At 36.8% G+C, this 10,991-nt stretch carries 8 protein-coding genes; all 8 read left to right on the forward strand.

Features of this window, described 5'->3' with window-relative positions; genetic code table 11:
- The coding region (locus tag ABJI11_RS03265) for a PIG-L family deacetylase (RefSeq protein ID WP_348349379.1) at positions 1-1,365 on the forward strand (1,365 nt) is incomplete at its 5' end.
- A 58-nt stretch (positions 1,366-1,423) separates the two neighbouring features.
- Entirely contained in the window at positions 1,424-2,941 is a 1,518-nt protein-coding gene (locus ABJI11_RS03270; protein WP_348349381.1) for a family 10 glycosylhydrolase, read from the forward strand.
- 1 nt (position 2,942) lies between these two features.
- Positions 2,943-4,217 carry an MFS transporter gene (locus ABJI11_RS03275; protein WP_348349383.1) on the forward strand — a complete coding sequence of 425 codons (1,275 nt, stop codon included), beginning with the start codon at positions 2,943-2,945 and terminating at the stop codon, positions 4,215-4,217.
- The gene (locus tag ABJI11_RS03280; RefSeq protein WP_348349385.1) at positions 4,210-6,624 is read left to right on the forward strand and encodes a glycoside hydrolase family 3 N-terminal domain-containing protein; all 2,415 of its coding nucleotides are present in this window, start codon (positions 4,210-4,212) and stop codon (positions 6,622-6,624) included. The genes ABJI11_RS03275 and ABJI11_RS03280 overlap by 8 nt, the downstream gene beginning before the upstream one ends.
- A complete protein-coding gene (locus tag ABJI11_RS03285) occupies positions 6,611-7,687 on the forward strand; it encodes an anhydro-N-acetylmuramic acid kinase (protein ID WP_348349388.1) in 1,077 nt (358 codons plus the stop codon). Before ABJI11_RS03280 ends, ABJI11_RS03285 begins: the two co-directional genes overlap by 14 nt.
- Positions 7,688-7,817: 130 nt before the next feature.
- Positions 7,818-8,078, forward strand: a complete 261-nt coding sequence (locus ABJI11_RS03290; RefSeq protein WP_276494059.1) for a DUF4212 domain-containing protein — start codon at positions 7,818-7,820, stop codon at positions 8,076-8,078.
- Positions 8,079-8,111: 33 nt separating this feature from the next.
- On the forward strand, positions 8,112-9,806 hold the full coding sequence (locus ABJI11_RS03295) for a sodium:solute symporter family protein (RefSeq protein ID WP_348349390.1): 1,695 nt from the start codon (positions 8,112-8,114) through the stop codon (positions 9,804-9,806).
- A 71-nt stretch (positions 9,807-9,877) separates the two neighbouring features.
- Positions 9,878-10,991, forward strand: a 1,114-nt coding sequence (locus ABJI11_RS03300; RefSeq protein ID WP_348349392.1) for an AMP-binding protein, incomplete at its 3' end; no start/stop codon positions are given.

Here is a 10,991-nt window from a genome sequence, read left to right on the forward strand (position 1 = left end):
ACGCTAGATCATATTACACGTGTAGATGCCGCACCTGCCTTTTTAGGAATAGCAAATGTTCCTAGAAAAGCAATTACCATGGGTATTGCTACGGTAAGAAAAGCAAAAAGGATTGTTTTATTAGGCTGGGGTGAAAATAAAGCCGGTATAATAAAAAAGACGATTGAAGGTGATATCTCATCTCATGTACCAGCAACCTATTTACAAGATCATGACAATTGTACTTTTGTTTTAGATACTGGTGCAGGTAGCCAATTAACTAGAAACAAAACACCTTGGTTGGTAGATGCATGTGAATGGACGGAGGAACTAAAAGCGAAAGCCATGGTTTGGCTCTGTGAAAACACGGGTAAAACCATATTGAGCCTAACCGATAAAGATTATAACGATAACGGTATGGCCGATCTATTAGCACTAGCTGACTCTTATGATCTAAATATTGAAATGTTCAATAAACTACAACATACTATTACCGGATGGCCAGGTGGCAAACCAAATGCAGATGACACCCATAGACCTGAAAGAGCTACACCTGCCACAAAGCGAGTTATTATTTTTAGTCCACACCCCGATGATGACGTTATTTCTATGGGCGGAACTTTTGATAGATTAGTAGAGCAAGGTCATGATGTGCATATTGTGTACCAAACTTCAGGCAACATTGCTGTTTCAGACACCGATGCTAGAAAATATGCTGAGATTGCCATGCACATTAACCCTTCTGAAGAAGCAAAAAGTATTATTAAATCCATTGCGGACAAAAATGAAACTCGCATAGACGCACTAGAAGTTAGAAATCTAAAAGGTAAAATTAGAAGAGGAGAATCTTATGCTGCCACAAGATATATGGGACTTCAAGATGAAAACGTTCACTTTTTAGACTTGCCGTTTTATGAAACGGGAAAAATCAAGAAGAACAATTTATCTAAAGTCGATATCGATATCGTTATAGATATCATTAAAGAAATCAAACCTCATCAAATATATGCCGCTGGCGACTTAGCAGATCCACATGGCACACATAAAGTGTGTTTAGATGCTGTATTTGCCGCATGCGAAGAACTTCAGTCAGAGTCATTTATGAAAGACTGCTGGTTATGGCTGTATAGAGGCGCATGGCATGAGTGGGATATCAATGAAATTGAAATGGCAGTACCTATGAGTCCCGGACAGGTGTTGAAAAAACGATATGCTATTTTCTGCCACCAATCTCAAAAAGACGGAGTAATGTTTCAAGGTGATGATTCAAGGGAATTTTGGATGCGCGCAGAAGAAAGAAACAGAGATACAGCTAATAAATATAAAGCAATGGGCTTATCATCATATGCAGCAATGGAAGCCTTTGTAAGACATAAATTTAACTAACAACTAAATTTGAATTAAAAGGCCTATTTTAGTTTTAAAATGGGTCTTTTTTATATTTATGACTAAACAACTAACGCTAATTGGACTATTATTACTTCTTAATTCTTGCGGAATTTTCAAATCATATGAGAAGTATCCGAAGAGAGAATTCAGAGGGGTTTGGATTGCCACCGTGGTCAATATAGATTGGCCTAAAAATGGCAATGACAGTGCAAAGAAGCAAAAAGCCGATTACCTTAAAATTCTAGATTTTTACGAAAAGGAAAATTACAATGCCGTAATTGTGCAAGTACGGGCTGCAGGTGATGCCTTTTATCAATCTGACTATGCACCATATTCTAGGTTTCTAACAGGCAAAGAAGGTACACCTCCAAAATGGAATACAGATGTCCTTGATTGGATGATTAACGAAGCTCATGCAAGAGGTATGGAGTTCCATGCATGGTTAAACCCATACAGAGCAACTTTTGATGAGAATTTTGAAGTACTATCAGAAACGCATGACTACTGTACTCACCCAGAATGGATTGTGCATTATGGGAAAAAGAATTATTATAACCCAGGATTACCCGAAGTACGTAATCACTTTTCTAATATTATTGCAGAACTGGTTACTACCTATGATGTAGATGCCATTCACTTTGATGATTATTTCTATCCGTACACCATTAAAGATGCTGTTTTTAATGATTCCCTAGCATTTGAAACCTATGCTGAGCAAGGGCAGACCATTGATGATTGGCGCCGTAGTAATATTGACTCTTTAGTAAGACAGTCTCACGAAACCATAAAATCAATTAAACCTTGGGTTCAGTTTGGTATAAGTCCGTTTGGAGTTTGGAAAAACAATTCGACCGACCCAAAAGGCTCAGACACCAAAGCAGGGCAAACTACTTATGAAGACTTATATGCAGACCCATTACTTTGGATGCAAAAAGGTTGGATAGATTATTTAGCACCCCAAGTCTATTGGAGCATGGATTTACCCGTAGCCTCGCATAGAAAAATTGTAGATTGGTGGTCAAAAAATAATTACAATACCAACCTATATGTAGGTAACGGTCCATATAAAATCAGAAACAATAGCGATAAAGCATGGGATGATATTGAAGAGATTCCAAATCAAATTGAACTTGCCCGTGAAACTCCTGAAATTCAAGGCAACATTATGTTCAGCGCAAAGTCGCTAATGAAAGATAATGACGATGTGGTTGAATATATGCACAAAAAGTATTACAAAAAACCAGCATTGAATCCTGTTTCTACATTATCAAAAAATCATACTACGACAACCCCAAAGTTATTAGGTACTTCGAAGACAGATTCTGAGCTCATTCTTGAATTTAATGATTTAAACGAGATACGGTTCGCTTTGTTTTACACTTCTGGTATTCGGGTAAAAGAAACATATGACATTAAGAAATTACGGTCCAAAATTCATGTAGACAACACCTCCAAAACCGTACGTATTCCTCTAAAGCAATTAAGAAAAAAGTACAACGCCATTACCTTTATTGATGTTTATGGCAAAGAAACCACACCTATAATTTTCAATTTAAAACAAGTGAATAAATAATATGGTACAAAAAGACAAAGGAGCTTGGGCATGGGTACCCGTTTTATATTTCACACAAGGTTTACCTTACGTATTGGTGGTTACGGTATCTGTAATCATGTATAAAAAACTAGGTGTTAGTAATGAAGATATTGGGCTTTACACTAGTATTCTATATTTGCCATGGGTATTAAAACCCTTATGGAGTCCGTTTGTAGATTTAAAAAGTACTAAGCGTAAATGGTTTTTAAGCATGCAGCTTTTAATCGCCATTGCGCTACTAGGCGTTGGGCTTACCCTACCAACCAATATGTTTTTCATTTCATCATTAGCCTGTTTTTGGATGGCTGCTTTTGCCTCGGCTACAAATGACATTGCTTCAGACGGGTATTATATGCTAGGGTTGACCGAAAAAAAACAATCGTTTTTTGTTGGCATGCGAAGTACTTTTTACCGACTTGCCATGGTTACGGGCGAAGGATTAATAGTTGTACTTGCTGGTTTTTTAGAAAATAAATATGGTGACAATACCAAAGCTTGGAGTGTAACCATGTCTGCAGCAGCTTTTTTAATGTTGATTATGACCGTTGCCAACTTCTTCGTTACTCCAAAATATGAAATGGAAAACACCGAAGAAAAAGAAAAACCTGCAGGTTTCTTAGAGGTATTTGCCTCCTTCTTCCAAAAACCAGGTATCGGTATTGCTCTAGCCTTTATTCTAAGCTACCGTTTAGGAGAATCACAATTGGTAAAAATGACATCGCCGTTTTTACTGGACTCTCCTGATAAAGGCGGTCTCGGATATTCAACAGAACAATTAGGAACCATTTTTGGTACTGCGGGAGTTATTTTTCTTTCCATAGGAGGAATATTAGGAGGAATTCTAATTTCCCGTGACGGATTAAAAAAATGGATGCTACCAATGGTACTTTCTTTGAATCTACCCAACATTTTATATGCTGTATTGGCAATTACAAATACAACCAATATTTACGCAGTAACGGCAACCGTAATTTTTGAAAAATTTGGCTATGGGTTTGGCTTCGCCGCCTTTTTAATGTACCTCATTTATATTGCAGATGGAAAATCTAAAACATCTCACTACGCCATTGCTACAGGCTTTATGGCATTAGGCATGATGTTACCCGGAATGGTAAGCGGCTATATTCAACAATGGCTTGGATATGATGGCTTTTTTGTTTGGGTAGTCATTGCTGCCTTACCAGCGTTATTCTTATTAAAATTCATTTCTTACCCCGCAGATTTCGGTAAAAAAACCACAGTCCCCAATGAATAAAATTATACCTACAATTGAAGCATTAGAAAGGCTTTCCCTAACCGAGAAAGTTGGACAACTATTTATGCCTGCTGCATTTATAAATGATACTGAGGAAGAAATTCAGCAATTAGAAAAACTAATATCTGAGCACCACGTTGGCGGACTCTGCTTTTTTCACTCCAGAGCCAGTGCTGCCACCAATTTTGAAGGCAAGAAGAAAATAGTTGTCAATGAAAATAGTTTCAACACTTTAAAAAACCTCATCAAGAGATATCAAAAAGCAGCCGCCTATCCCCTATTAATTTCTATTGATGCAGAATGGGGCTTGGCAATGCGAATAGAAAACACTCCACAATACCCGTACGCTATAACTTTAGGAGCAAATTCAGAAAACCAAGATTTAGTCTTTGAAGTGGGCAAGCAGATAGCTAAAGATTGCAAAGCAGCCGGTATACACTGGAACCTTTCTCCTGTGGTAGATGTAAACGTGAATCCTAATAACCCTGTTATTGGCTATCGTTCTTTTGGTGATGACAAGGATAATGTTGTTGCCATGGCTACCGCCTTTGTACAAGGCACACAGATCGAAAACGTACTTACAAGCATTAAACATTTTCCTGGTCATGGAGATACCGCAACAGATTCTCATTTAGGTTTACCAGTAATTGATAAGTCTAAAACTAACCTAATGGAAAATGAACTCTATCCATTTCAAAAGTTAATTGACCAAGGTGTAGATTCAGTCATGGTAGGTCATTTATCAGTTCCTGCTTTAACTACTACTCCTGAATTACCTTCAAGTATCAATAAAGATATTATAACTGGTGTACTAAGAAATGAAATGGGTTTTGACGGAGTTGTAATTTCCGACGCTTTAAATATGCATGCCGTTTCTAAAAATTATCCGACTAAAGGCGAACTAGAATGGCTTGCTTTTGATGCCGGCAACGACGTATTATGTTTTGCGGAGCATATTGAAGAAGGAATACAATTCATATTAAAAAATGCATCAGAAGAAAAAATCAATAAAAGTATAGAGCGTATTTGGCAATTAAAGGAAAAAGCAATTACTGAAGAAGGTCTGGAAATAGAGTTAACCGACCCTTCTACTCTAAATAGAAAAATAGCCGAAAAATCAATCACCTTACATCACGGTTCTGCAACTGAAATCACACATTTTAGGGGAACAAGTTTCTGTACATTAACTATTAAAAGATTTGGGACAGACCAAACTAAACAAGACATTTTAGACAACATTGTAGCAATGAAAAAGGAAGTTAAAAACGAAACAGAAATCCTTTTGCTTTTAACTCCCCCCCAAATAAAACCGACCAACAAATTCGGCTTTTTTGATGAGGAAATAGATTTCATCAACGAACTAATCGCTACTAAAAATGTTGTAATGTATCACTTTGGAAATCCGTATGCGTTAAAGTTTTTCAATACAGAAAGAACAACAGCGACAGTAATAGCCTATCAAAATTTCAAAGAGTTTCAAGATGTGGCAACTGAACATTTTTTAGGCAACCTTGAAGCAATAGGAAAATTGCCAGTAGCATTAAAAAAAAATATGAATCATAATGGATGGAGTAGAATATTCGCTCTTATAATTCCGTACATTCTAATACTTAGTATATTTCAAGTTGCGGGTTCCTTAGTTGCCGGTATTCCATTTGGTGATAGAGATTTTCAAGAAACCTCTCTTCAACAATTGATAATGACATTTTTCTCATTTTTAGGCACTGTTTTTTTAGTTTGGCTTTTCATGAAATATATGGATAAGCAGAATTTTATCGAAGTTGGACTTCAAATAAAAGACAGAAAAAAAGATATTATAATAGGAACCCTACTTGGAATTGTCATTATGGGCGTAGCCTATTTAGGTTTAATTGTATCTGAAGAAATTATCTTTACTGCAATTAAATTTGATTTTTTAGAACTGGTTTACACTATACTATTATTTATATTAGTAGCAATTTTAGAAGAAGTGCTGTTTAGAGGGTATATTCAAAAGAACCTAATGCTCTCATTTAACAAATATGTTGCATTAATAATTACTTCTGCACTTTTCGCCTTAGTACATGGCGCCAATCCTAATATAAGTTTATTTAGTTTACTTGGGCTTTTCTTAGCCGGTTTAGCGTTGGGTGCTTCTTATATGTATACAAAAAATTTATGGTACCCAATAGCATTTCATTTTAGTTGGAACTTGTTTCAATCGTTGTTCGGGTTCAATGTTAGTGGGCAAGACATTTATAGTATTATTGAATTTACAATTCCAGAAAACAACAAAATCAACGGAGGGCAATTTGGCTTTGAAGGTTCAATTTTTTCTTTGCTCACAGAAGCAACGTTATTGGCTGTTATCATTTATTATTATCAAGTGAAAAAGAAAACGCAACATCTTACTAATGAAAACATATAAAATTATCGGTCTTATGTCAGGCACATCATTAGATGGTCTAGATTTAGCCTATTGTCACATTTGGGAGAAAGATCACATATGGCATTTTGATATTAAAGAAACCAAAAGTGTGAACTATTCAACAGAAATGCTGAATACGCTTAAGAATGCCATTAGTTTATCCGCAGAAAAACTTATTGAATTACATAATACCTACGGCACTTGGCTTGGTGAACAAACCTCTTTATTTATTAATCAAAATAATTTAGAGGTCGATTATATAGCCAGTCACGGGCATACCACACATCACAGACCAGAAATGGGTCTTACCTTTCAAGTAGGTTCTGGGCAACATATAGCAAACACAACCGGAATTAAAGTCATAGCTGATTTTAGAACAAATGACTTGGCACTTGGTGGTCAGGGCGCTCCTTTAGTACCTATAGGTGACCGCATGTTTTTTAACAAATATGAATTCTGTTTGAATTTAGGCGGTATTAGTAACATCTCTTTTGATGTTAAAGATAAAAGGATAGCTTATGATATTGGCTTAGCAAATATGATTCTAAATTACATTACCAGAAAGGTAGATTTAGAATATGATGAAGATGGTAATCTCGCCAGAACCGGAAGCATAAACCAAGAAATGTTAGAGCGATTAAATAGTCTTAAATACTACTTATTGCCACACCCAAAATCTATTGGTTATGAATGGTTTTTAGAAGAAGTGGTGCCTATTGTGGAAAATACAGATGATTCTATTGAAAATTTATTACACACCAGTATTCACCATATATGCGATAAAGTTGCGCAACAAATTCAATTAAATTTTATAAAAAAAGAACAACAAGTTTTGGTTACAGGTGGTGGCGCATTGAACTCCTACTTAATTGAGACGCTACAACAAAAACTAGGTTCTACCACAAAAGTGGTTGTACCAGAAAAAATAATTATTGAATTTAAAGAAGCCTTGGTATTCGCATTAATGGGTGTATTAAGAGTAGAGCAGTTAACAAATGTACTCTCTTCTGTTACCGGGGCAATAAAAGACTCTTCAAGTGGAGTATTGTTCATACCCAATTAAAGTTTTTTACCTAATTTACTCAATAATCGAGATTTAAAATTCCAGAGGCACCCCTCTGCTTTAGTATTTTTTATTTGATTCACTCTTGTTGAAGAACAAGGGTACTCACGCCATTAAAATCGTATTGAAAATGTCAGAAAAACAAAAGAAAGCATCAGCCTACTGGAAAGAAAATGTTAGGTACTTATTCATTTTACTAGCAATTTGGTTTCTTGTTTCGTTTGGTGCGGGAATACTCTTCAAAGAATCTTTGGACACTATTAAAATTGGAGGTTTTAAACTAGGCTTTTGGTTTGCACAACAAGGTTCTATTTATGTATTTGTTATTCTGATTTTTGTCTATGTAAGGCTCATGAACAAATTAGATAAGAAATACGGATACGACGAATAACACCAAAACCATCAACCACTAAAAAACCAAATTATGACTGTTCAAACTTGGACGTATATTTTAGTCGGACTCACATTTGCACTATATATAGGTATCGCAATCTGGTCTAGAGCGGGATCTACAAAAGACTTTTATGTTGCTGGCGGCGGCGTTTCGCCACTTGCAAATGGTATGGCAACAGCAGCGGATTGGATGTCTGCAGCATCGTTTATTTCAATGGCAGGGATTATCTCCTTCGCCGGCTATGATGGCTCTGTATACTTAATGGGCTGGACAGGCGGCTATGTATTACTGGCTTTATTGTTAGCTCCATATTTGAGAAAATTCGGCAAATTCACGGTACCTGATTTTATAGGTGATAGATACTATTCAAAAACAGCACGTATAGTTGCTGTAATTTGTGCACTAATTGTTTCGTTCACATATGTAGCAGGCCAAATGAGAGGTGTTGGCGTCGTATTTTCAAGATTTCTGCAAGTAGATATCAATACTGGTGTAATCATTGGTATGATAATAGTTCTGTTTTATGCCGTTTTAGGCGGAATGAAAGGCATTACCTATACTCAGGTTGCGCAGTATTGCGTATTAATTTTTGCCTTTATGGTTCCCGCAATATTCATATCCATCCAAATGACAGGAAACCCTATTCCGCAACTAGGTATGGGTGCCACTCTTAATGATGGATCTGGTACTTTTTTATTGGATAAATTAGATGGACTATCAACAGAACTAGGTTTCAACGAGTATACCAATGGCTCTAAATCTGTGACTGATATTTTTGCCATTACTTTAGCGTTGATGGTAGGTACCGCAGGATTACCACATGTGATTGTTCGTTTCTTTACGGTCAAGAAAGTAAAAGATGCCCGTAAATCTGCAGGGTTGGCATTGTTGCTAATCGCTATTCTTTACACCACGGCACCAGCGGTATCTGTATTTGCTAAGACAAATCTAATAAACACAGTTAGCAACGAAGAATATTCTAGTATGCCGGTTTGGTTTAAAAACTGGGAAGAAACCGGATTACTTTCTTTTGAGGATAAGAACGATGATGGTAAAATTCAATATGTAGCAGATATATCTAAAAATGAATTGACCATAGATAATGATATTATGGTTTTGGCAAATCCTGAAATTGCAGATTTACCAGCTTGGGTAATTGCTTTGGTAGCAGCAGGCGGATTAGCAGCAGCGCTTTCAACGGCAGCAGGGTTGTTACTAGTTATTTCAGCATCGGTTTCTCATGACCTAGTGAAGAAAGTATTTAAACCGAATATTTCTGACAAAGCAGAATTATGGGTAGCAAGAGGTGCAGCAACAGTTGCTGTAGTTATCGCAGGTTATTTTGGTATAAATCCGCCAGGCTTTGTAGCTGCGGTAGTAGCGCTGGCATTCGGTTTAGCAGCAGCCTCCTTCTTCCCTGCAATTGTTCTCGGTATCTTTTATAAAAAAATGAACAAAGAAGGGGCTATTAGCGGCATGGTAGTCGGTATAGTTCTAATGTTATTCTATATGACCAAATTTAAATTTGGCTGGTTTGGTGGCGGAACCCCTGAAGATTGGTGGTTTGGTATTTCACCTGAAGGCTTTGGTAGTATCGCTATGATTGCTAACTTTATTATAGCAATCATTGTTCTTCAATTTACGCCAGAACCACCTACAGATGTTCAAGAAATTGTAGAAAACATAAGAATACCCAGTGGCGCTGGTGAAGCTACGGGACATTAACAGAAACAAATCAATATTCAACAACAACCAAAGGACCTCAACACCCTTTGCATATTAAATTAACGCATAACATGAGTAATTATCACATTAAACATCTGGAGGAATATTATCAAGTCTATCGAAAATCGGTTCGTAATCCCGAAGCCTTTTGGGAAGAAATTGCAGAAGAGCATTTTGTTTGGCGTAAGCGATGGGACAATGTATTGACTTGGGATTTTAAAAAACCAGAAATAAAATGGTTTGAAGGTGCAAAACTGAACATTACCGAAAATTGTTTAGACCGCCATTTACCAACAAGAGGTGAAAAAACAGCTATAATTTTTGAACCTAACAACCCAGACGAAGAAGCACAACATATAACGTACAGGCAATTACATGAACGCGTTTGCCGTATGGCGAATGTGCTATTAGACCAAGGAGTTAAAAAAGGTGATCGTGTATGTATTTATTTACCGATGATACCTGAGCTATCTATAGCACTTTTAGCATGTGCACGTATTGGGGCCATACACTCTGTAGTATTCGCAGGCTTTTCTTCTCATGCATTGGCAACTCGCATCAACGATTCTGATTGCAAGATTGTATTAACATCAGATGGGTCTTTTAGAGGAAATAAATCAATTGACCTAAAGGGTATCGTGGATAAAGCTTTGGAGGCTTGTCCAGGTGTAGCTAATGTTTTAGTTGTAAAACGTACTGGATCTAAAATCAACATGCTAGAAAATAGGGACAAATGGCTACAACCATTGTTAGACGAAGCATATGCAGATTGTGTTGCCGAGGTGATGGATGCCGAAGACCCGTTATTTATTTTATATACATCAGGGTCCACCGGTACACCCAAAGGAATGGTACATACCACGGCAGGTTATATGGTCTACACTGCTTACACCTTTAAAAACGTATTTCAGTACAAAGAACATGATGTGTATTGGTGTACTGCAGACATAGGTTGGATTACTGGACACTCTTATATTGTTTACGGACCATTAGCAAATGGCGCTACAACTTTAATGTTTGAAGGGGTTCCCTCTTATCCAGATTTTGGTCGCTTTTGGGAAGTTGTCGAAAAACACAAAGTAAATCAGTTTTATACGGCTCCAACGGCTATTAGAGCGCTTGCTAAAGAAAATTTAGATTTTCTTGAAAAACACGATTTATCCAGTCTTAAAGTTTTAGGTTCTG

Origin of the sequence: Maribacter sp. (genome assembly GCF_039968975.1) — a bacterium.
GTDB lineage: Bacteria > Bacteroidota > Bacteroidia > Flavobacteriales > Flavobacteriaceae > Maribacter.